19 protein-coding genes are annotated in these 23,277 nt (G+C 63.1%); 15 read left to right on the top strand and 4 right to left on the bottom strand.

Translation table 11 applies throughout. From position 1 onward, the window contains the following. Window positions 1-49 precede the first annotated feature (49 nt). The 14 genes from M2497_RS03110 to M2497_RS03045 are packed head-to-tail and all read left to right on the top strand — an operon-like array spanning window position 50 to window position 13,183. On the top strand, window positions 50-784 hold the full coding sequence (locus tag M2497_RS03110) for a glycosyltransferase family 2 protein (RefSeq protein ID WP_248485793.1): 735 nt from the start codon (window positions 50-52) through the stop codon (window positions 782-784). Then, window positions 781-1,716 carry a glycosyl transferase gene (locus M2497_RS03105; RefSeq protein ID WP_248485792.1) on the top strand — a complete coding sequence of 312 codons (936 nt, stop codon included), beginning with the start codon at window positions 781-783 and terminating at the stop codon, window positions 1,714-1,716. The genes M2497_RS03110 and M2497_RS03105 overlap by 4 nt, the downstream gene beginning before the upstream one ends. Continuing rightward, a complete protein-coding gene (locus M2497_RS03100) occupies window positions 1,700-3,241 on the top strand; it encodes an aromatic amino acid ammonia-lyase (RefSeq protein WP_248485791.1) in 1,542 nt (513 codons plus the stop codon). Before M2497_RS03105 ends, M2497_RS03100 begins: the two co-directional genes overlap by 17 nt. Continuing rightward, window positions 3,234-3,659, top strand: a complete 426-nt coding sequence (locus M2497_RS03095) for an acyl-CoA thioesterase (protein ID WP_058423647.1) — start codon at window positions 3,234-3,236, stop codon at window positions 3,657-3,659. Before M2497_RS03100 ends, M2497_RS03095 begins: the two co-directional genes overlap by 8 nt. A gap of 29 nt (window positions 3,660-3,688) precedes the next feature. Further along, window positions 3,689-4,342, top strand: coding sequence for an outer membrane lipoprotein carrier protein LolA (locus M2497_RS03090; protein WP_248485790.1), 654 nt, complete (start codon window positions 3,689-3,691; stop codon window positions 4,340-4,342). Next, window positions 4,332-6,644 (top strand): MMPL family transporter, encoded by a 2,313-nt coding sequence (locus M2497_RS03085; protein WP_248485789.1) that lies wholly within the window; start codon window positions 4,332-4,334, stop codon window positions 6,642-6,644. Before M2497_RS03090 ends, M2497_RS03085 begins: the two co-directional genes overlap by 11 nt. A 33-nt stretch (window positions 6,645-6,677) precedes the next feature. Further along, window positions 6,678-7,925: an NAD(P)/FAD-dependent oxidoreductase gene (locus M2497_RS03080; RefSeq protein ID WP_248485788.1), complete on the top strand. Its 1,248-nt coding sequence runs from the start codon at window positions 6,678-6,680 to the stop codon at window positions 7,923-7,925. Next, window positions 7,922-8,656: a class I SAM-dependent methyltransferase gene (locus tag M2497_RS03075; RefSeq protein ID WP_248485787.1), complete on the top strand. Its 735-nt coding sequence runs from the start codon at window positions 7,922-7,924 to the stop codon at window positions 8,654-8,656. Before M2497_RS03080 ends, M2497_RS03075 begins: the two co-directional genes overlap by 4 nt. After that, a complete protein-coding gene (locus tag M2497_RS03070; RefSeq protein WP_248485786.1) occupies window positions 8,653-9,135 on the top strand; it encodes a hypothetical protein in 483 nt (160 codons plus the stop codon). Before M2497_RS03075 ends, M2497_RS03070 begins: the two co-directional genes overlap by 4 nt. Further along, a complete protein-coding gene (locus tag M2497_RS03065) occupies window positions 9,132-10,298 on the top strand; it encodes a beta-ketoacyl-[acyl-carrier-protein] synthase family protein (RefSeq protein WP_248485785.1) in 1,167 nt (388 codons plus the stop codon). The genes M2497_RS03070 and M2497_RS03065 overlap by 4 nt, the downstream gene beginning before the upstream one ends. Continuing rightward, a complete protein-coding gene (locus M2497_RS03060) occupies window positions 10,295-10,756 on the top strand; it encodes a hotdog family protein (RefSeq protein WP_248485784.1) in 462 nt (153 codons plus the stop codon). Before M2497_RS03065 ends, M2497_RS03060 begins: the two co-directional genes overlap by 4 nt. Further along, a complete protein-coding gene (fabG, locus tag M2497_RS03055; RefSeq protein WP_071497120.1) occupies window positions 10,753-11,481 on the top strand; it encodes a 3-oxoacyl-ACP reductase FabG in 729 nt (242 codons plus the stop codon). Before M2497_RS03060 ends, fabG begins: the two co-directional genes overlap by 4 nt. Beyond that, the gene (locus M2497_RS03050) at window positions 11,481-12,707 is read left to right on the top strand and encodes a beta-ketoacyl-ACP synthase (RefSeq protein ID WP_058423656.1); all 1,227 of its coding nucleotides are present in this window, start codon (window positions 11,481-11,483) and stop codon (window positions 12,705-12,707) included. The genes fabG and M2497_RS03050 overlap by 1 nt, the downstream gene beginning before the upstream one ends. 26 nt (window positions 12,708-12,733) lie before the next feature. Continuing rightward, the gene (locus M2497_RS03045) at window positions 12,734-13,183 is read left to right on the top strand and encodes a hypothetical protein (protein ID WP_248485783.1); all 450 of its coding nucleotides are present in this window, start codon (window positions 12,734-12,736) and stop codon (window positions 13,181-13,183) included. Between the two features lie 369 nt (window positions 13,184-13,552). Here the strand turns inward: M2497_RS03045 and M2497_RS03040 are convergent, their stop codons facing one another. Continuing rightward, window positions 13,553-14,446 (bottom strand): LysR family transcriptional regulator, encoded by an 894-nt coding sequence (locus tag M2497_RS03040; RefSeq protein WP_248485782.1) that lies wholly within the window; start codon window positions 14,444-14,446, stop codon window positions 13,553-13,555. A gap of 124 nt (window positions 14,447-14,570) precedes the next feature. Between M2497_RS03040 and M2497_RS03035 the strand changes: the two genes are divergently transcribed. After that, window positions 14,571-15,845 carry an MFS transporter gene (locus M2497_RS03035; protein ID WP_248485781.1) on the top strand — a complete coding sequence of 425 codons (1,275 nt, stop codon included), beginning with the start codon at window positions 14,571-14,573 and terminating at the stop codon, window positions 15,843-15,845. 57 nt (window positions 15,846-15,902) lie between these two features. Here the strand turns inward: M2497_RS03035 and hemE are convergent, their stop codons facing one another. The 3 genes from hemE to gltB form a co-directional block, all read right to left on the bottom strand. Next, entirely contained in the window at window positions 15,903-16,970 is a 1,068-nt protein-coding gene (gene hemE, locus M2497_RS03030) for a uroporphyrinogen decarboxylase (protein ID WP_012721820.1), read from the bottom strand. Window positions 16,971-17,167: 197 nt separating this feature from the next. Continuing rightward, window positions 17,168-18,586 (bottom strand): FAD-dependent oxidoreductase, encoded by a 1,419-nt coding sequence (locus M2497_RS03025; RefSeq protein WP_058423660.1) that lies wholly within the window; start codon window positions 18,584-18,586, stop codon window positions 17,168-17,170. Window positions 18,587-18,618: 32 nt separating this feature from the next. Continuing rightward, on the bottom strand, window positions 18,619-23,064 hold the full coding sequence (gltB, locus tag M2497_RS03020) for a glutamate synthase large subunit (protein WP_078046510.1): 4,446 nt from the start codon (window positions 23,062-23,064) through the stop codon (window positions 18,619-18,621). Window positions 23,065-23,277: the final 213 nt, after the last annotated feature.

Raw genomic sequence — 23,277 nt, 5'->3', positions numbered from 1 at the left:
GGGGCAAGCCCGCTCGCCACAGGTTGTTTATCAGCCAGCTGGGTGAGCCATGCATAACCCCTGCGCCCTGATCCCGGTTTACAACCACGAAGCCGCCGTGCCGGCCGTGGTGCGCAGCCTGCTGGACAGCGGCCTGCCCTGCCTGTTGGTGGACGACGGCAGCAGCCCGGCGTGCGCGGCGGTACTGGCGCAATTGGCGACCCTGGAAAACGTCACCCTGCTGACCCTGCCCAACAACCAGGGCAAAGGCGGCGCAGTGATGGCCGGCTTCCGCGAAGCCGCACGCCTGGGTTTCAGCCATGCCCTGCAAGTCGACGCCGACGGCCAGCACGACCTGCGCGAAGTCGAGACCTTTATCGACACCTCGCGCCGGCACCCCGATGCAATCATCTGCGGCTACCCGGAATACGACGACAGCGTGCCCAAGGGCCGTTTGTATGCGCGCTACCTGACCCACGTGTGGGTGTGGATCAACACCCTGTCGTTGCAGATCCGCGACTCGATGTGCGGCTTTCGCGTGTACCCGCTGGCACCGGTGCTGGCGCTGATGAACTCGGCCTACATCGGCACGCGCATGGACTTCGACTCCGACATCCTGGTGCGCCTGGCCTGGCGCAACCAGCCGATGCGCTGGCTGCCGACCCAGGTGCATTACCCGGCCGATGGACTGTCGCACTTCCGCCTGTTCCGCGACAACGTACGCATCTCGGCCATGCACACCCGGTTGTTCTTCGGCATGCTGATCCGCGCACCGATGATCCTGTGGCGACGGTGGCAGGCATGAGCGACAGCAGCAAACACTGGGCCGACCGCGAGGAACGCGGCAGCTATTGGCTGATGAAACTCACCGCCTTCGCCGCCAAGGTCCTTGGTCGTCGACTGCTGAGCCCGGTGCTGTACGGCATCGTCCTGTACTTCTTCCTGTTCGGCCGGACCGCGCGCCAGAGCGCCTGGCAGTACCAGCAGCGCCTGGCCGACTGGAGCGGGCGTGACGAACTGCGCCCCAGCCACTGGAAAGTCTTCGGCCAGTTCATGGCCTTTGCCGACGCCTTGCTCGACAAGCTCGACGTGTGGAACGGCAAGCTGCGTCTGGAGCAGATCGAAATCAACGACCCGGCGCAATTGCGCGGGCAACTGCGCAGTGAGCGCGGGCAGATGCTGGTGGGCGCGCACCTGGGCAACCTCGAAGTGTGCCGCGCGCTGGCCGAGATCGGTGAACAGGTCACCATGAACGTGCTGGTGCACACCAAGCACGCCGAACAATTCAACCGCCTGTTGGGCGAGGCCGGGGCGACGCACTTGCGCCTGATCCAGGTCAGCGAGCTGGACCCGGCCACCATGCTGCTGCTCAGCCAGCGCCTGGACGATGGCGAGTGGCTGGCAATCGCCGGCGACCGCGTGCCGCTGCATGGCGGGCGCACGGTACGCGTGGATTTCCTCGGCCACGACGCCGCCTTCCCCCAAGGCCCGTGGCTGCTGGCCGGCCTGCTCAAATGCCCGGTGAACCTGTTGATGTGCCTCAAGCACGGCAGCCGCTATCGCCTGAGCATCGAGCCGTTTACGCCGCTGATCGAATGGAAACGCACCACCCGCGAGCAGGTCATAGCCCTGTGGACCGCGCGCTACGCCGCACGCCTGGGCCAGTTCTGCCTGGAAGCGCCCCAACAATGGTTCAACTTTTACCCTTTCTGGAAGACCGATGACCACGCATCTTGAGCCGGTAACCTTTGGCGAACGCCCTTTGCGCATCGAAGACGTGCTGGCCCTGGCCAACCGTCAGGCGCCTACGCAGTTGCAGGATGACGCCGCCTATCGCCAGCGCATCGCCAAGGGCGCGCAGTTCCTCGACTCGCTGCTGGACAAGGAAGGCGTGATCTACGGCGTGACCACCGGCTACGGCGATTCGTGCGTGGTGGCCGTGCCCTTGCAGCACGTCGAGGCGCTGCCGCGTCATCTGTATACCTTCCACGGTTGCGGCCTGGGCAAGCTGCTCGACGCCCAGGCCACCCGAGCGGTGCTGGCCGCACGTTTGCAGTCGCTGTGCCACGGCGTGTCCGGTGTGCGCGTGGAGTTGCTGGAGCGCCTGCACGCGTTCCTCGAACACGACGTGCTGCCGCTGATCCCGGAAGAAGGCTCGGTCGGCGCCAGCGGCGACCTGACGCCGCTGTCCTACGTGGCCGCAACCCTGTCCGGTGAACGCGAAGTGATGTTCCGTGGCGAGCGCCGCCAGGCCGCCGACGTGCACCGCGAACTGGGCTGGGACCCGCTGGTGCTGCGCCCCAAGGAAGCCCTGGCGCTGATGAACGGCACCGCCGTGATGAGCGGCCTGGCGTGCCTGGCCTTTGCCCGCGCCGACTATCTGCTGCAACTGGCCACGCGCATCACCGCGCTGAACGTAGTGGCGCTGCAAGGCAACCCGGAACACTTCGACGAGCGCCTGTTCGCCGCCAAGCCGCACCCGGGGCAGATGCAAGTCGCCGCCTGGCTGCGCAAGGACCTGGCCATCGATGCGCCCACCGCGCCGCTGCATCGCCTGCAAGACCGCTACTCGCTGCGTTGCGCACCCCACGTCCTCGGTGTGCTGGCCGACAGCCTGAACTGGCTGCGCTCGTTCATCGAGATCGAGCTGAACAGCGCCAACGACAACCCGATCATCGACGCCGAAGAAGAACGCGTGCTGCACGGCGGGCACTTCTACGGCGGGCACATTGCCTTCGCCATGGACAGCCTCAAGACCCTGGTGGCCAACGTCGCTGACCTGCTCGACCGCCAGCTCGCGCTGCTGGTGGACGTGCGTTACAACCACGGCCTGCCGAGCAACCTGTCCGGCGCGCCGGCTGATCGCGCCATGATCAACCACGGCTTCAAGGCGGTGCAGATCGGCACCAGCGCCTGGACCGCCGAAGCCCTGAAAAACACCATGCCCGCCAGCGTGTTCTCGCGCTCCACCGAGTGCCACAACCAGGACAAGGTCAGCATGGGCACCATCGCCGCCCGCGATGCGATCCGCGTGCTGGAGCTGACCGAACAAGTCGCCGCCGCAACCCTGCTCGCCGCAAACCAGGGCGTGTGGCTGCGGGCCCAGGCCGAGGATGCACGGCCGCTGCCACCCGCCTTGGCGGCGATGCATGAAGAGCTGGCCAAGGACTTCCCACCGGTCATCGAAGACCGCGCCCTGGAAGGCGAACTGCGCCTGTGCCTGCAACGCATCGCCGAACAACATTGGAGGCTGCATGCGTAGCCAGGGCGTATTGCATTGCGACACTGAAATCCTCGTGCCGTTTTTTGACGTCGACACCATGAACGTCGTGTGGCACGGGCATTACGTGAAGTACCTGGAAGTGGCGCGTTGCGCGTTGCTGGACAAGCTCGGCCACAACTACACGGCGATGCTCGAATCGGGCTACGCCTGGCCGGTGATCGACCTGCAACTGCGCTACGTGCGCGGCGCCGTGTTCGGCCAGACCATCAACGTACGCGCCAGCCTGGTGGAGTGGGAGAACCGCTTGAAGGTCAATTACCTGATCACCGATTTGGCCAGCGGCGAGCGTTTGACCCGCGCCAGCACCGTGCAGGTGGCAGTTGAGATTGCCAGCCGCGAGATGCAGTTGGCCTCCCCCAAAGTCTTCACCGACGCCGTCGAAAGGGCCCTGAAATGAAATCCCATGTGGGAGGGGGCTTGCCCCCGATGGACTTCAACGATAACGCGATCCGCCGGACACTACGCAGCGCCCTCAGGCTCATCGCGGGCAAGCCCGCTCCCACATTTTTGATCGGGTTGTTCCTGAGTTTCAGTGCCCACGCTTTCGATTTGCAGCAACTCAGCGACCAACTGGCCAAACCCTCGGTGATCCACGGCAACTTTACCCAGGAAAAACACCTGCGCGCCCTGCCCCAGCCATTGGTCAGCAAAGGCACCTTCGTGCTCGCCAAGGACCATGGCCTGCTGTGGCTGCTGAAAACCCCACTACAACAGGACTACCGCATCAGCGCCCAGGGCATTGCCCGTCGCGATGCCAATGGCTGGCAACTGCTGCCGAACAAGAGCGCCGGTGCCGAGCAAAATCGGCTGTTCCTCGCCGTACTGCAGGGCGACAGCAGTGGTTTGCAGCGAGACTTCGAACTGCAATTGAAAGGCGAAGCCAACGACTGGAAGCTGACGTTGATCCCACGCTCGCTGCTGTTAAAACAAGTCTTCACCCAGATCAATATCGACGGTGGCGAGTTGGTGCAAAAAATCGAGCTGCTGGAAACCCAGGGCGACAGCACCGTGCTGCGCATGCAGGACAGCACCGCAGCCCAGCCCTTGAGCGACGCGGAGCAACACGACTTTGCCCAGTGAGCGCCTGCTGCCGCGCCTGTTCCTGATCCTGCTGGCGGCCGTGCTGGCCCTGGCCGGCTGGCAATGGCGTCACGGCGCGCCGCTGTCGGCCAACCTGATGGAACTGGTGCCGGGCAACACCCCGGATGCACTGGAACAGCAAGCCGAACAACGCATGCAAGAACCGCTGAACCGCGAAATGCTGGTGCTGGTGGGGCATGCCGACCGCCAGCAAGCCGTCGCCGTGGCGCAACAGTTGGGCGAGCGCTGGCAGGCCAGCGGGCTGTTTGAGAAGGTGCAATGGAACCTGCAAGCCGACTTGCCGGCGCTGCGCGAGCAATTGCTGCGCGGCCGCCTGGCGATGCTGTCGGCCAAGGACCGCGAGCAACTGATCGAGCATCCCGATGCGTTTGTCCAGCAACGCGTACAGGCGCTGTTCGACCCTTTCACCGGGTTCAGCCTGGTGCCGAGCCAGGAAGACTGGCTGGGCCTGACCGGACGCATCCAGAACAGCCAGCCGCAACACGGTTCGGTGCAGTTGGATATCGGCAGCGGTGCGCTGATCGCCGATGCCGACGGCAAAAGCTGGGTGCTGCTGCGGGCACGCACCACCGGCAATGCCTTCGACATGAAACTGCCGCTGCAAGTGGCGGAGCTGCTCCAGGCCAGCCGCGCGCAAGCCGGTCAGCAAGGCGCGCAGTTGCTCGCCGCCAGCGGTTTGTTGTACGCCGCCAATGGTCAGCAGCAGGCCACGCGGGAGATCACCTGGGTCGGTGGCGGCGCGACCGTCGGCATCCTGTTGTTGCTGCTGCTCGCCTTCCGCCGCTGGCGCGTGCTGCTGGCCTTTGTGCCGGTGCTGGTGGGCATGCTGTTTGGCGCGGTGGCCTGTGTAGCGCTGTTCGGCCATATGCATGTGATGACCTTGGTGCTGGGCTCCAGCCTGATCGGCGTGGCGGTGGATTACCCGCTGCATTACCTGTCGAAAAGCTGGAGCATGAGCCCCTGGCGCAGTTGGCCGGCGTTGCGCATCACCTTGCCGGGCTTGAGCCTGAGCCTGGCCACCAGTTGCATCGGCTACCTGGCGCTGGCCTGGACGCCGTTCCCGGCGCTGACCCAGATTGCGGTCTTCTCCGCGGCGGGTCTGGTCGGTGCGTACCTGTCCGCCGTGTGCCTGCTGCCAGCGCTGCTCAAGGGCGTCGAACTGCGCCCGGCGCAATGGCCGCTGCGCGTCGCGCAATGCCTGTGGCTGGTGCGCGAGTCGTTGCTCAAGCGCGTGCCGAGCCCGGCATTGCTGGCGCTGGTGCTGCTGTTTTGCGTCGGTGGCCTGTGGCACTTGAACAGCAAGAACGATATCCGCCAGTGGATCGGCGCACCGCCACAATTGCTGCAAGAAGCCCAGGCCGTGGCGCGCATCACCGGTTTCCAGCCTACCAGCCAGTTCTTCCTGGTGCGTGCAGATAACCAGCAGCAACTGTTGGAGCGTCAACGCGCACTGGGCCAACGCCTTGATCAGTTGGTGAACATGGACAAGCTCCAGGGCTATCTGGCGCTCAATCAGTTGGTCAGCCTGCCCGCCGAACAGCAACAAGTGCGCGATGCGCTGAACGCACTGCCGCAACACTGGCAACCACTGCTGGACCTCGGCGTACCCGCCAGTGCCCTGCAAGCCGAAGTCACCCAGTTGCAAGCACTGCCTACACAAGACATCGACGCCGCGCTGAAAGGCCCGCTGGCCGAACCTTGGCGCACGCTGTGGCTCGGGCCGGCGGACGGCGGCGTGGCGGCGATGGTCAGCCTGCAAGGCTTGAACAACCCCGCGCTGCTGCGTGTGCAAGCGCTGGATCTGCCCGGCGTGCAGTTAGTCGACCGCCTGGGCGACTTGAACCGAGTGTTTGCCGACACCCAGATCAGCGCCGCGGAATTGAAGTTGATGTCCTGCGTATTGATCGTGCTGCTGCTGATCCTGCCGTTCGGCTTCGGCGGTGCCTTGCGTATCGTCGCCCTGCCGTTGCTGGCGGCGCTGTGCAGCCTGGCCAGCCTCGGCTGGCTGGGCCAGCCGCTGACGCTGTTCAGCCTGTTCGGCCTGCTGCTGGTCACGGCCATCAGCGTCGACTACGCGATCCTGATGCGCGAGCAAATCGGCGGTCCTGCGGTCAGTCTCTTGGGGACCTTGTTGGCAGCGTTGACGACCTGGTTGTCGTTTGGCCTGCTGGCGGTGTCCAGTACACCAGCGGTGAGCAATTTCGGCTTATCAGTCAGCCTGGGCCTGGCCTTCAGCTTTATGCTGGCGCCCTGGGCCGGGCGACAGAAGCACGCCTTATGAATGTGATTATCGCCAATGTGGCAAGGAGCCCTCGTGCCCACAGTTGAAATGGAACGTCGCCAGGTGGTGGTGATCGGTGCCGGTCCATCCGGGGCCATCGCCGCCGCGCTGTTAAAGCGCAAAGGGCATGATGTATTGATCATCGAGCGCCAGCATTTCCCACGGTTCTCGATTGGCGAGAGCCTGCTGTCGCACTGCATCGACTTTATCGAAGAAGCCGGCATGCTCGACGCCGTGCAGGCGGCGGGCTTCCAGGTGAAGACCGGCGCCGCATTTGCGTGGGGCGAGCGCTACAGCGCGTTTGATTTCGGCGACACCTTCAGCAACGGCAAACCTACCACCTTCCAGGTGCAGCGCGGCGAGTTCGACAAGTTGCTGGCCGATCAGGCCGCCAAGCAAGGCGTGGATATCCGCTACGGCGAAACCATCGTCGGCGTGGACTTCAAGGGCGAGTCGCGCTACCTGCATGTACGCCGCGAGAACGGCAGCGAGTACCACCTCAAGGCTAAGTTTGTGCTCGATGCCAGCGGCTACGGCCGGGTATTGCCGCGCCTGCTGGAGCTGGATCTGCCGTCGGACTTTCCGGTGCGCCAGGCGGTGTTCACCCACATCGAAGATCGCATCGAACACCCGGGCTTCGACCGCACCAAGATCCTGGTGACCACACACCCGACCCAGCGTGATATCTGGTTCTGGACCATCCCGTTCAGCAACGGCCGCTGCTCGGTGGGCGTGGTCGCCGCCAAGCCGCATTTTGACGGTCGCGATGCTGACCTCGACGCCTGCCTGTGCGGCTTTATCGATGAAACGCCGAGCCTGTCCGGCGTGCTGCAAAACGCCGTCTGGGATACGCCGGCGCGGACCATCGGCGGCTATGCGGCCAACGTCAAAGCCCTGCACGGTCCGGGCTTCGCTTTGCTGGGTAACGCAGCGGAATTCCTCGACCCGGTGTTCTCTTCGGGTGTGACCATCGCCATGCGTTCGGCGAGCATGGCAGCCGGCGTGCTGCATCGTCAGCTCAACGGCGAAACCGTCGACTGGCAGACCGAATTTGCCGAACCGTTGAAGCGCGGTGTCGATACCTTCCGTTGCTACGTCGAAGGCTGGTACGCCGGGACGTTCCAGGATGTGATCTTCCATCCGGGCAGCTCGCCGGAGATTCGCCGGATGATCGCGTCGATCCTCGCCGGCTATGCGTGGGATGAGCGCAACCCGTTTGTGAGTGAGCCCAAGCGACGCTTGCGGATGTTGTCGGAAATTTGTGCAGGGGATGCCGCGTGAGCAGTCAGTATTTGAGTAAGAACTACGTCGAGGAAACCCGGTTCGGCTTCTGGTTCCTGCGCAGCCACACCTGGCAGCACCATGTGTTGCGCGTAGCGATCAATGACCTGCGCGGCCTGTTCACCGAGCCGCTGCCCCAGGCACCGGTGCTGCTGGACGCCGGTTGCGGCCAGGGCAAATCCTTCAAGCTGTTGCAGCAGGTATTCGCCCCTGCGCGCCTGATCGGCCTGGATGCGGACCCGCACAGCCTGGAACTGAGCCGTGAAGAAGCGGCGCGCCAAGGCTTGGCCATCGAGCTGATCGGCAGTGACTGCGCCACCCTGCAGGTGCCGGACGACAGCGTGGACATCCTGTTCTGCCACCAGACCTTCCATCACCTGGTTGAGCAGCATCGCGCACTCAAGGAGTTCTACCGCGTGCTCAAGCCGGGCGGTTACTTGCTGTTTGCCGAGTCCACCGAAGCCTATATCGATACCTGGGTGATCCGCTGGCTGTTCCGCCACCCGATGCATGTGCAGAAAAGCGCCGAAGAATACCTGGAGATGCTCCGCGAACAAGGCTTTGAGTTTGGCCCGCAAAACGTTTCGTACCCATACCTGTGGTGGAGCCGCGCCAGTGACTTCGGCCTGCTGGAACGCTGGGGGCTGCGCAAGGCACCGCCGGTGGGCCAGCGCGAAGAAACGTTGGTCAACTGCGTGGCACGCAAGCCTTTGGCGAGTACCGCGTCATGATGCGCTGGCTGTTGATCGGTTGCCTGTTGCTGCTGGGGGCCTGCGCCAGCCAGGCGCCGTTGCCCGCGAAAATCCCGGCCCTGGCCTTGCCGCTGCAACTGCATGTGCAACGCCTGGCCGACGGCCAGAGCCAGGACTGGCTGCTGGTGATCCAGCGCGAAGGCAGCGGCATTCGCTGGTCGATGATGGACCCGCTGGGCATCCCCCAGGCCCGGCAAAAGTTGATCGATGGCGAGTGGCAGGCCGATGGCTTGCTGCCGCCCAATCCCCAGGCACGCGAGCTGTTCGCCGCGCTGTTGTTTGCACTGACCTCGGCGGATGACGTGCGTGCGCTGTACCCCAGCGCGCAGGCGATGGATTTGACGCGTACGCTGCCGGGCCATTGGCAGATCGTGTACCAGTCGTCCGAGGTGTTCAGCGTGAACATGACCGGCCAGCCCTTGAGCTACCGCATCACGCCGCTAGGAACGGCACGATGAGCGCCTACCTCAACGCACTCGGCGTGATCTGCGCCCTCGGCCGTGGCCAGGCCGAGGTCAGCCGCCGCCTGTTTGCCGGTGACTGCTCCGGCATGCGCGCCGAAAGCGGCTGGGTCCCGGAACGTGTGCTGCCGGTGGCCGGTGTGCACGGCGAGCTGGCAACCATACCCACCGAGTTGGGCCAGCAGAGCAGCCGCAATAACCAGTTGCTGCTGGAGGCAGCGTTGCAGATCGAGGGCGAGATCCGCCAGGCGATCCGCATCTACGGCGCATCGCGGGTCGGCATCGTGCTCGGCACCAGCACCTCGGGTATTGATGAAGCCAGTCGCGGTATTGCCCATTACCTGCGCGAACACCAGTTCCCTGGCGACTACGACTACCAGCAGCAGGAACTCAGCGCCCCGGCGAATTTCCTCGCCGACTGGCTTCAACTGAGCGGCCCGGCCTATGTGATCTCCACCGCCTGCACCTCCAGCGCCCGCGCACTGATGAGCGCCCAGCGCCTGCTGGACCTGGGCATGTGCGACGCGGTGATCTGCGGCGGCGTCGACAGCCTGTGCAAGCTCACGCTCAACGGATTCAGTGCCTTGGAAGCGGTGTCGAACCAGCGTTGCAATCCGTTTTCGGTGAACCGCAACGGCATCAACATTGGCGAAGCAGCGGTGCTGTTCCTGATGAGCAAGGCGCCCGCACCCATCGCCCTGCTGGGCAGCGGCGCCAGTTGCGATGCACACCATATCTCCGCGCCCGAACCCACCGGCAAAGGTGCGTTGCAGGCGATGCGCAAGGCCCTGACCAGCGCGAAATTGCAGCCCGAGCAGATCGGCTACCTGAACCTGCACGGCACCGCCACCCAGCATAACGATGCGATGGAAAGCCTGGCCGTCGCCAGCCTGTTCCCCCACGGCGTGCCTTGCTCATCGACCAAACCCATGAGCGGGCATACCCTGGGTGCTGCCGGTGCGCTGGAAGCGGCGTTCTGCTGGTTGAGCCTGGTCCACCACCGGGTGCCACCGCATGTCTGGGACGGCCAGGCCGACCCGGCACTGCCCGCCTTGCACTGGGCGCAAGCCACAGAGGCCCTGGAAAAACGCTGCCTGATGAGCAACTCGTTTGCCTTCGGCGGTAACAATGTCAGCCTGATTATTGGAGAGGCCCCATGATCGATTGGCCACTCGCCGAACTGCTGCCCCATGCGGGCGACATGATCCTGATCGACCAGGTGCTGTCGTTCGATGAAGAGCAGATCCACACTCGCGCCACGGTCAAGCCAGGCGGCCTGTTCAATCGCGCTGACGGCAGCCTGCCGGCCTGGGTCGGCATCGAATTGATGGCGCAGAGCGTCGCCGCCTACGCCGGTTGCCACGCGCGCCAGAAAGGCGAAGCGGTGGCACTGGGCTTCCTGCTTGGCACGCGCAAGTTCGAGTGCAACGTGGAGCACTTTCCGGCAGGCGCCGAGCTGAGCATCCACGGCCTGCGTTCACTGGAAGACGACAATGGGATGGGTGTGTTCGAATGCCACCTGACCGCTGACGGTATCCAGGCGAGCGCCCGCTTGAATGTATTTCGACCGCCCCAGGCGGCCAATTATTTAGATGAATCGAAGGACGTAACGCCATGACTGAATCCGTACTGGTCACCGGCTCCAGCCGTGGCATCGGCCGCGCCATTGCACTGCGCCTGGCCCAGGCCGGCCATGACCTCGTGCTGCACTGTCGCAGCGGTCGTGCCGAGGCCGATGCGGTGCAGGCCGAGGTTGAAGCCCTGGGCCGCAAGGCGCGGGTGCTGCAGTTCGACGTGGCGGATCGTGCGCTGTGCAAGCAAATTCTGGAGGCCGATGTGGAGCAACACGGCGCCTATTACGGCGTGGTGCTCAATGCCGGCCTGACCCGTGACGGCGCGTTCCCGGCCCTGTCGGAAGATGACTGGGACGTGGTGATGCGCACCAACCTAGACGGTTTCTACAACGTGCTGCACCCGGTGATGATGCCGATGATTCGTCGTCGCGCGGCTGGGCGTATCGTGTGCATCACGTCGGTTTCCGGTTTGATCGGTAACCGTGGCCAGGTCAACTACAGCGCGTCCAAAGCCGGTCTGATTGGCGCGGCCAAGGCCCTGGCCATCGAGCTGGGCAAGCGCAAGATCACCGTCAACTGCGTCGCTCCCGGCTTGATCGACACGGCGATGCTGGATGAAAACGTGCCGGTGGAAGAGCTGATGAAAATGATCCCGGCGCAGCGCATGGGTACGCCGGAAGAGGTGGCTGGTGCGGTGAACTTCCTGATGTCGGCCGAAGCCGGCTATATCACGCGCCAGGTCCTGGCCGTGAATGGAGGTTTGTGCTGATGAAGCGCGTCGTCGTCACCGGCATGGCCGGCATGACCTCCCTGGGCAGCGATTGGGCAACCATTTCGGCCAACTTCCGCGCCAACCGCAGCGGCATCCGGCGCATGGACGAGTGGGACCGCTTTACGGAACTGAACACGCGCCTGGCCGGGCCGATCGACGACTTCGTCGTGCCCGCCCATTGGACGCGCAAACAATTGCGCAGCATGGGCCGGGTTTCGCGCCTGGCGGTGTGGGCAGCGGAACAGGCGTTGCAGGACGCCGGTTTGCTCGGCGATGAATCCATCAAGGACGGGCGCATGGGCGTGGCCTGCGGCTCGTCTACCGGCAGCACCGACGAGATCAAGGCGTTCGGCAACATGCTGCTGAACTCGGTGGCCGAGGGGCTGAATGCCAACTCCTACGTGCGCATGATGCCGCACACTACGGCGGCGAATATCAGCATCTTCTTTGGCCTGACCGGGCGACTCATTCCCACTTCCAGCGCCTGCACCAGCGGCAGCCAGGGCATCGGCTATGCCTACGAGGCAATCAAGTTCGGCCGCCTGCCGTTGATGCTCGCCGGCGGCGCCGAAGAGCTGTGCCCCACCGAAGCCATGGTGTTCGACGCGCTCTACGCCACCAGCCTGAAAAACGACGCCCCGCAAACCAGCCCACGCCCCTATGACAGCGGCCGCGATGGCCTGGTGATAGGCGAAGGCGGCGGCATGCTGGTACTCGAGGAACTCGAACATGCCCTGGCGCGCGGTGCGCATATCCATGCCGAGATCGTCGGCTTCGGCAGCAACGCCGACGGCCAGCACACCACCCGCCCGGAGCAGAAAACCATGCGCCGCGCCATGGAGCTGGCCCTGGAAGATGCCGGGCTTGAGCCGTCCGCGATCGGCTACGTGAACGGGCATGGCACTGCCACGGACCAAGGCGACATCGCTGAAACCCTGGCCACCAGCAGCCTGTTCGGCAGCCGCATGCCCATCAGTTCGCAGAAGAGTTTCCTCGGCCATACCCTCGGCGCGTGTGGCGCGCTGGAGTCGTGGTTCAGCATCGAGATGATGAACCGCGACCAGTACGTGCACACCTTCAACCTGGATTCGGTAGACCCGCAATGCGGCGAGCTGGATTACCTGCAGGGTGAGTTCCGCGAGATGCACCACGACTATGTGATGAACAACAACTTTGCCTTTGGCGGCGTCAACACCTCGCTGATTTTCCGCCGCTGGTCCTGACTTTTTAATCGATTGGAGAAAACGGAATGTCTTCCTTGCTACGCGTCACCTTGATCACCCTGGCCCTGCTGGTCACCGCCGGTTGCACCAGCAAGCCGATCCTCAACACCCAGCACGACCTGCCGGCCAACGCCCAGGTCAGCGAAGAAAAAATGAAAATGGTGATCGTCAACGCCCTGCAAAAGCGCGAATGGACGGTACAACGCCTGAGCCCGCAACTGGTGCAGGCCGAGATCAATGTGCGTAACCAGTACTACGCCGCCATCGACATCCGCTACACCCGCAACAGCTACGCCATCACCTACCGCGATAGCCGCGAACTGGGCTACAAGGATGGCAAGATCCATCGCAACTACAACCGCTGGGTGAGCATGCTGGATCGCGACATCATGGCGGGGTTGCGCAACAACGGCGCGGACGGGACCGGGGCAGCGGCGCAGCTGTTTGAGCAGACGGGCAGCTCCAAACAGAATTAAGGCCGGCGCTGCTCCAGAAACGACAAAGGGCGCCATTCGGCGCCCTCTTCACAAACAGGTTGGCTTGTCATCGCCGCTTCCTGCCTGGCTCTGCGATGGCTGGTTGCCCAGGATCCTCAGAGTCTCACAAGCCCCTTTCGGGAACTTGGGGCAGTATGCCTGAAAACAGCCTTCCGACAACCCGTGGCAAAGTGCCGATTTGACGACTAACGCAGTACCTGTGGCGAGCGGGCTGTTGTGGTGAGCGAGCTTGCTCGCGCTGGGCTGCGTAGCGGCCCCAAAGATCTTGGGAGCGCTTCGCACTCCAGCGCGGGACAAGCCCGCTCACCACAAAAAGCTCGCTCGCCACAACAACTTGCTTGCCGGAGGTTATTGGGCAGCCTTGCGCGTCAACAACTCCACAAACGCCTTCGCCATCGGTGTCTGCACACCTCTGCGCTGTACCAGCCACACCGCCGTCATCGCTTCCTGGTCCAACAGCGTGCGATACACCACCCCATCGATCCGTATGCGCTGGTACGACGCCGGCAGCACCGATACCCCCAGCCCCGCCGCAACCAGGCCGATGATGGTCATCGCCTCACCCGCCTCCTGGGCGAAGTGCGGGCTGAAACCCGCGTCACGGCACAGGTTCAGCAACTGCGCATAGAGACCACTGCCATAGGTGCGCGGGAAAAACACAAACGGTTCGTCCGCCAGTTGCGCCAGGTGCAAACCACGTTCACTGCCGTGCACCAACGGATGCCCCGCGTTCAACACCGCCACCAAGGGTTCGCGCATCAACTCGACCACGCTCAAGGAATCCGGCAACGGCAGCGGCCGCATCAGGCCCACCTGGATTGACTCATCCATCAGCGACTCAGCCACTTCGGTGCTGCTCATTTCCTGAAGATTGAGGTGCACCGCCGGGAACGCCTGGCGAAACGCAAAGATCGCCTGGGGAATGCTGGAGTTGAAGGGTGCCGATGAAGTGAAACCAATCTTCAACTCCCCCAGTTCGCCCAACTGCGCCCGACGCGCCACATCCGCCGCCTTGTCGACCTGCGCCAGTACCAACCGCGCCTCTTGCAAGAACAGCCGCCCGGCCTCGCTCAGCTCGACCCGACGATTGGTCCGCTCAAACAAGCGTGCCCCGACCTCTTGCTCCAGCGCCTGGATCTGCTGGCTCAACGGCGGCTGCGAGATGCCCAGCACCTGCGCGGCCCGGCCGAAATGCAGTTCTTCGGCGACGGCGATGAAGTACCGCAAGTGACGCAATTCCATGCAAACCTCATTAGGTCGTTAAAGCTATCAAACAGGTCGAACAATATATTGGAAAGAATCATTAGCGAGCTATATTCTTTTTTGCATTGCCGGTCCCGGCAGGCTCTTCCTCCCCGAGGTCCCCGTGAAAGCTGCTGTCGCTCCACTCGCTCAAGACGTACCGCCCACTGCCTTGGATGAGGTGGTGGCCCAGCTCAATGACGCGTACATCGAAAAAGGCACGCCGATGTTCATGCGCACGGTGCTGGCACTGTTCTCCGGCGGTTTCGCCACCTTTGCGCTGCTGTATTGCGTGCAGCCGATGATGCCGGCGCTGTCCCTCGAATTTTCCATCAATGCGGCGCAAAGCAGCCTGATCCTGTCGGTGGCCACGGCGATGCTGGCGTTCGGCTTGCTGATCACCGGGCCGATCTCCGACCGGCTGGGGCGCAAGCCGGTGATGGTCTCCGCGCTGTTCTGCGCCGCGCTGGCCACCATCGCCAGCGGCCTGATGCCAACCTGGGAAGGCATCCTTCTGATGCGCGCGCTGGTGGGCCTGTCACTGAGCGGCCTGGCCGCCGTGGCCATGACCTACCTGAGCGAAGAGATCCACCCGCAGCACATCGGCCTGGCCATGGGCCTGTACATCGGCGGCAACGCCATCGGCGGCATGAGCGGGCGCCTGATCATCGGCGTGTTGATCGACTTCGTCAGTTGGCACACCGCAATGCTGATCATCGGTGCCCTGGCGCTGATCGCCGCCACGGTATTCTGGAAAATCCTCCCCGAATCGCGCAACTTCCGCGCCACCAGCCTCAAGCCGCGCAGCCTGGTGGACGGCTTTGTCATGCACTTCAAGGACGCCGGCCTGCCCTGGCTGTTCCTCGAAGCCTTCCTGTTGATGGGTGCGTTCGTGACGATGTTCAACTACATCGGCTATCGCCTGCTGGGCGATCCGTATGACCTCAGCCAGGCCGTGGTCGGCCTGCTGTCGCTGGTGTACCTCTCGGGCATCTACAGCTCGGCGAAAATCGGCTCCCTCGCCGACCGCCTCGGCCGCCGTCGCGTGCTGTGGGGCACCATCGTGCTGATGCTCGCCGGCATGGCCCTGACCCTGTTCAGCCCGCTGTGGCTGGTGGTGCCGGGCATGCTGATCTTCACCTTCGGCTTCTTCGGCGCCCATTCGGTGGCCAGCAGCTGGATCGGCCGTCGCGCGGTCAAGGCCAAGGGGCAGGCGTCATCGCTGTATCTGTTCTGCTACTACGTGGGGTCGAGTGTTGCCGGAACGGCAGGCGGGTTCTTCTGGCACTTCGCCGGGTGGAACGGGATCGGCGCGTTTATCGTGGCGTTGTTGATTGGCGCGTTGCTGGTGGCGTTGAAGTTGGCGAAGTTGCCGCCGTTGGGGCAAGCGAAGGCCTGAGTTTCTCTGGCTTTGATGTGGGAGGGGGCAAGCCCCCTCCCACATTTGTTTTGCGTGTTATTCGTGATACTGCGCTGACAACTCATGCACCGCGCGCAGGAATGCGCCAGCGTGCTCCGGGTTCACTTCCGGAGTAATCCCATGACCGAGGTTGAACACATGCCCGGTGCCTTTGCCGTAGCTGGCCAGTATGCGGCCGACTTCGGTGCGGATCGCTTCCGGCTTGGCGTACAGCACGGTCGGGTCCATGTTGCCTTGCAGCGCGACCTGGCCACCAACGCGACGGCGAGCTTCGCCAATGTCGCAGGTCCAGTCCAGGCCCAGGGCGTCAGCACCGGCGTCGGCAATGCTTTCCAGCCACAGGCCGCCACCTTTAGTGAACAGGATCACCGGTACCTTGCGCCCTTCGTGTTCGCGGATCAGGCCGCTGACGATCTTGCGCATGTAGGCCAGGGAGAACTCCTGGTACGCCGCCGCCGAGAGGTTGCCACCCCAGGTGTCGAAGATCTGCACCGCCTGGGCGCCGGCCATGATCTGGCCGTTGAGGTAGGACGTGACCGACTGCGCCAGCTTGTCCAGCAGCAAGTGCATGGCTTGCGGGTTGTCGTAGAGCATAGCCTTGGTCTTGCGGAAGTCTTTCGACGAGCCGCCTTCGACCATGTAGGTGGCCAGGGTCCAGGGGCTGCCGGAGAAGCCGATCAGCGGCACACGGCCATTAAGCTCGCGGCGGATGGTGCTAACGGCGTCCATCACATAACCGAGGTCTTTGTGTGGGTCTGGAATCGGCAGGGCTTCGATATCGGCCAGGGTGCTGACGACTTTCTTGAAACGCGGGCCTTCGCCGGTTTCGAAGTACAGGCCCTGCCCCATGGCATCAGGAATGGTGAGGATGTCGGAAAAAAGGATGGCCGCGTCCAGTTGTGGGTAGCGGTCCAGCGGCTGCATGGTGACTTCGCAGGCGAACTCCGGGTTCATGCACAGGCTCATGAAATCGCCGGCGTTGGCGCGACTGGCGCGGTATTCCGGCAGGTAGCGACCGGCCTGGCGCATCATCCACACAGGGGTGACGTCCACGGGTTGCTTGAGCAGGGCACGAAGGAAACGGTCGTTCTTGAGGGCAGTCATGTCGGCATCCGCAAAAAAAGTGCGGGCATTTTCTCAGAGCCAGACGCAAAAGGCACGGTATGAGCCGTGCCTTTTGTCTATCGGGTCAATTTGTCGCGGGCTTGAAAGCGCTGCAAAAATAAATGTGGGAGGGGCGGTGCGTCGAGTCGTCGCACCGCCCCTCCCACATTTTTGACCGCATTTCAGCTTGAACGAGATTAGACGTTCAGGTAATCCAGGATCCCTTCGGCGGCATTACGCCCTTCGAAGATCGCCGTCACCACCAGGTCAGAACCGCGCACCATATCGCCACCTGCGAAGATTTTCGGGTTGCTGGTCTGGTGCTTGTACTGGCCTTGTTCCGGAGCCACGACACGGCCCTGGCTGTCGGTCTGGATCTGGAACTGCTCGAACCACGGCGCCGGGCTTGGGCGGAAGCCGAAGGCGATGACCACGGCGTCGGCCGGGATGATCTCTTCGGAACCCGGGATCGGTTCGGGGCTGCGACGGCCACGGGCGTCCGGTTCGCCGAGACGGGTCTCGACCACCTTCACACCTTCCACGCGGTCTTCACCGACAATGGCGATCGGCTGGCGGTTGTAGAGGAATTTCACGCCTTCTTCCTTGGCGTTCTTCACCTCCTTGCGCGAGCCGGGCATGTTGGCTTCGTCACGACGATAGGCACAGGTCACCGACTTGGCGCCCTGGCGGATCGAGGTGCGGTTGCAGTCCATCGCGGTGTCACCACCGCCGAGCACCACGACCTTCTTGCCTTTCATGTCGACGAAGTCTTCCGGCGACTTTTCAAAACCCAGGTTGCGGTTGACGTTGGCGATCAGGAAGTCGAGCGCGTCGTACACGCCCGGCAGGTCCTCACCGGCAAAACCGCCCTTCATGTAGGTGTAGGTGCCCATGCCCATGAATACCGCATCGTATTCTTCGAGCAGTTGCTCCATGGTGATGTCTTTGCCGATTTCGGTATTGAGGCGGAACTCGATACCCATGCCGGTGAACACTTCACGACGGTTGCTCAGGACGGTTTTTTCCAGCTTGAACTCGGGGATGCCGAAGGTCAGCAGGCCGCCGATTTCCGGGTTCTTGTCGAACACCACCGGGGTCACGCCGCCACGCACCAATACGTCGGCACAGCCAAGGCCGGCAGGGCCGGCACCGATGATCGCGACGCGCTTGCCGGTCGGCTTGACCTTGGACATGTCCGGGCGCCAGCCCATGGCGAACGCGGTGTCGGTGATGTACTTCTCCACCGAACCGATGGTCACCGCGCCGAAGCCGTCATTGAGGGTGCACGCACCCTCGCACAGACGGTCCTGCGGGCACACCCGGCCGCAGACTTCCGGCAGGGTGTTGGTCTGGTGCGACAGCTCGGCGGCGGCGAGGATGTTGCCCTCGGCCACCAACTTGAGCCAGTTGGGAATGAAGTTGTGCACCGGGCACTTCCATTCGCAATACGGGTTACCACACCCCAGGCAACGGTGGGCCTGGTCGGCCGAGTGCTGGGGTTTGAAGGGTTCGTAGATTTCCACGAACTCTTTCTTGCGTTGACGCAACAGTTTCTTCTTCGGATCTTTGCGCCCGACATCGATGAACTGGAAGTCGTTATTCAGACGTTCAGCCATGTTAAAACCTCATCAAACTCTTCAGGCGCATATCACTGCGGGTTGGCACGGATGCTGGAAAGCAACGATTTCAGGTTGGCAGCCTTGGGCTTGACCAGCCAGAAACGACGCAGGTAATCATCGAGGTTTTCAGCGAGGTTACGGCCCCATTCGCTGCCGGTCTCCTCGACGTACTCGTCCAGCACGTGCTGCAAGTGGTTCCGGTAGGACTCCATGGCTTCGCCGCTGATCCGCTGGATCTCGACCAACTCGTGGTTGACCTTGTCGACGAAGGTGTTGTCCTGGTCAAGCACGTAGGCGAAACCGCCGGTCATGCCCGAGCCGAAGTTGTAACCGGTCTTGCCCAGTACCGCGACAAAGCCCCCGGTCATGTACTCGCAGCAGTGATCACCAGTGCCTTCTACCACGGTGTGGGCACCGGAGTTACGCACGGCGAAACGCTCACCGGCGGTACCGGCGGCGAACAGCTTGCCACCGGTGGCGCCGTACAAGCAGGTGTTGCCGATGATGGCACTGTCCTGAGTCTTGTAGACGCTGCCTTTAGGCGGAACGATCACCAGCTTGCCGCCGGTCATGCCCTTGCCCACGTAGTCGTTGGCGTCGCCTTCCAGGTACATGTGCAGCCCGCCGGCGTTCCACACGCCAAAGCTCTGGCCCGCAGTGCCTTTGAAGCGGAAAGTGATCGGCGCTTTCGCCATGCCCTGGTTGCCGTGCTTGCGCGCGATTTCGCCGGAGATGCGGGCGCCAATCGAACGGTCGCAGTTGCAGATATCCAGGGCGAATTCGCCACCGCTGGCATCGTTGATCGAGGAAGAAGCCATTTCGACCATCTTCTCGGCCAGCAGGCCTTTGTCGAACGGTGGGTTGCGGTCCACCTGGCAGAATTGTGGCTTGTCCGCCGGGATGTGGTCGCTGCCCAACAGCGGCGTCAGGTCCAAGTGGTTCTGCTTGGCGGTCTGGCCTTCAAGGATGTCCAGCAGGTCGGTACGACCGATCAGCTCTTCGAGGGAGCGCACACCCAGCTTGGCCAACCACTCACGGGTTTCTTCGGCGACGTAGGTGAAGAAGTTCACCACCATGTCGACGGTACCGATGTAGTGATCCTTGCGCAGCTTCTCGTTCTGGGTCGCGACGCCGGTGGCGCAGTTGTTCAGGTGGCAGATGCGCAGGTATTTGCAGCCAAGGGCGATCATCGGCGCAGTACCGAAGCCGAAGCTTTCGGCACCGAGGATCGCGGCCTTGATCACGTCGAGGCCGGTTTTCAGGCCGCCGTCGGTCTGTACCCGAACCTTGCCGCGCAAGTCGTTGCCGCGCAGGGTCTGGTGGGTTTCGGCCAGGCCGAGTTCCCACGGTGCACCGGCGTACTTGATCGAGGTCAGCGGCGAAGCGCCGGTGCCGCCGTCGTAGCCGGAGATGGTGATCAGGTCGGCATAGGCCTTGGCCACGCCAGCGGCAATGGTGCCTACGCCGGCTTCTGCCACCAGTTTCACCGAGACCAGGGCCTGCGGGTTGACTTGTTTCAGGTCGAAAATCAGCTGCGACAAGTCTTCGATCGAGTAGATGTCGTGGTGCGGTGGAGGCGAGATCAGCGTCACACCCGGCACTGCATAACGCAGCTTGGCGATCAGACCGTTGACCTTGCCGCCTGGCAGCTGGCCGCCTTCACCGGGCTTGGCGCCCTGGGCCACCTTGATCTGCAGCACTTCGGCGTTGACCAGGTATTCCGGGGTCACGCCGAAACGGCCAGTCGCGACCTGCTTGATTTTCGAGCTCTTGATGGTGCCGTAGCGCGCCGGGTCTTCACCGCCTTCGCCGGAGTTGGAACGCGCACCCAGGCGGTTCATGGCTTCGGCCAGGGCTTCGTGAGCCTCAGGCGACAAGGCGCCCAGGGAGATACCGGCGGAGTCGAAGCGCTTGAGGATCGATTCCAGCGGCTCGACTTCGCTGATGTCCATCGGCGTGTCCAGGGTCTTCACCTTGAACAGGTCGCGGATCATCGACACCGGGCGGTTGTCCACCAGCGCGGTGTATTCCTTGAACTTGGCGTAGTCGCCCTGCTGCACGGCGGCTTGCAGGGTGTTGACTACGTCCGGGTTGTACGCGTGGTATTCGCCACCGTGCACGAACTTGAGCAGGCCGCCTTGCTGGATCGGCTTGCGCGCACTCCAGGCTTCGGCTGCCAGGGCTTTCTGTTCGGCTTCGATGTCGACAAAACGCGCACCCTTGATACGGCTTGGCACGCCACGGAAACTCAGCTCGCAGACTTCTTCGGACAGGCCGATGGCTTCGAACAGCTGGGCGCCACGGTACGAGGTGACAGTGGAGATGCCCATCTTCGACAGGATCTTCAGCAGGCCCTTGGTGATGCCCTTGCGGTAGTTCTTGAACACCTCATAGAGGTCGCCCAGCACTTCACCGGTACGGATCAGGTCACCCAGCACTTCGTACGCGAGGAACGGGTACACCGCCGAGGCGCCGAAGCCGATCAGTACCGCAAAGTGATGCGGGTCGCGAGCGGTGGCGGTTTCCACGAGGATGTTGGAGTCGCAGCGCAGGCCTTTCTCGGTCAGGCGGTGGTGCACCGCGCCGGTGGCCAGGGAGGCGTGGATCGGCAGCTTGCCTGGGGCAATGTGACGGTCAGTCAGCACAATCTGGGTACGACCGGCACGCACGGCTTCTTCAGCCTGGTCGGCGACGTTGCGCACCGCGGCTTCAAGGCCGAGGCTCTCGTCGTAGTTCAGGTCGATGATCTGACGGTCGAAGCCCGGGCGCTCCAGGGTCATCAGCGAGCGCCACTTGGCCGGGGAAACGACCGGCGAGCTGAGGATCACGCGGGAAGCGTGCTCAGGCGATTCCTGGAAGATGTTGCGCTCGGCACCGAGGCAGACTTCCAGGGACATCACGATGGCTTCGCGCAGCGGATCGATCGGTGGGTTGGTCACCTGGGCGAATTGCTGGCGGAAATAGTCGTACGGCGTGCGCACGCGCTGGGACAGCACCGCCATTGGCGTGTCATCGCCCATGGAACCGACCGCCTCGTAGCCTTGCTCGCCGAGCGGACGCAGCACCTGGTCGCGCTCTTCGAACGTGACCTGGTACATCTTCATGTACTGCTTGAGCTGGTCGACGTCATAAAAAGCCGAGCCGTGGTCGTTGTCTTCCATGGTCGCCTGGATGCGCAGGGCGTTCTTGCGCAGCCATTGCTTGTACGGGTGACGCGACTTCAAGCGGTCGTCGATGGCGTCGGTGTCGAGGATCTGCCCGGTCTCGGTGTCCACGGCCAGGATCTGGCCAGGGCCTACGCGGCCTTTGGCGATCACGTCTTCCGGCTTGTAGTTCCACACGCCGATTTCCGACGCGAGGGTGATAAAGCCGTTGGTGGTGGTGACCCAACGCGCCGGGCGCAGACCGTTACGGTCGAGCAGGCACACCGCGTAGCGGCCGTCGGTCATGACCACGCCAGCCGGGCCGTCCCACGGCTCCATGTGCATCGAGTTGTACTCGTAGAATGCACGCAGGTCCGGGTCCATGGTCTCGACGTTCTGCCACGCTGGCGGAATGATCATGCGCACGCCACGGAACAGGTCGATGCCGCCGGTGACCATCAGTTCGAGCATGTTGTCCATGCTGGAGGAGTCGGAACCCACGCGGTTGACCAGCGGGCCGAGCTCTTCAAGGTCCATCAGGTCATTGGCGAACTTGGTGCGACGGGCCACGGCCCAGTTGCGGTTGCCGGTGATGGTGTTGATCTCGCCATTGTGGGCGAGGAAGCGGAATGGCTGGGCCAGCGGCCATTTCGGCAGGGTGTTGGTGGAGAAGCGCTGGTGGAACACGCAGATTGCGGTTTGCAGGCGCTCATCGCTCAGGTCTGGATAGAAGGCGGTCAAGTCCGCCGGCATCATCAGGCCTTTATAAATGATGGTCTTGTGGGAAAAGCTGCAGATGTAGTGGTCGGCGTCGGCGGCATTGGCCACGGACGAGCGACGACGCGACGTGAACAGCTTGATCGCCATGTCCTGGTCGCTCAGGCCTTCGCCTGCGATGAACACTTGTTCGATCTGCGGCAGGCGCTCATTGGCCAGGCGGCCGAGCACGCTGGTGTCGATCGGCACTTTGCGCCAGCCGACAAGTTGCAGGCCGGCGGCCAGGATCTCGCGGTTCATGTTCTCGCGAGCGGCTTCGGCCTTGACCGGGTCCTGGTTGAAAAACACCATGCCCACGGCGTACTGCTTGGGCAGGTCGACAGCAAATTGCTCTTTTGCGACAGCGCGCAGGAACTGGTCGGGCTTTTGAATCAGCAAGCCGCAACCGTCACCGGTCTTGCCGTCGGCGTTGATCCCACCGCGGTGGGTCATGCAGGTCAGGGCCTCGATGGCCGTTTGCAAAAGGGTATGACTGGGCTCGCCCTGCATGTGGGCTATCAGGCCGAAACCGCAGTTATCCTTGAATTCATCGGGTTGGTACAGACCTGCTTTCATAGACACTTTCTCACCAGGCTGCCTCTTATACCGAGGCAAATTTCTTTTCAATTCAACCGGTTACCTTCCACGCCGAACGTACGCCGGCTTAGCGGGGGCAAAAGGGAGGTCATTGTACACACCGACACAGACGCTCACAAATTTAGCGACGAAATGTCGCAAATCTATGTCGCATTTATGAAAGGTTTAAAGCGATATGCTGTGCTAGTCAAA

Source organism: Pseudomonas sp. CYM-20-01 (assembly GCF_023169845.1).
Lineage (GTDB): Bacteria > Pseudomonadota > Gammaproteobacteria > Pseudomonadales > Pseudomonadaceae > Aquipseudomonas > Aquipseudomonas azotoformans.
This window is presented reverse-complemented; position numbering and strand designations above follow the sequence as displayed.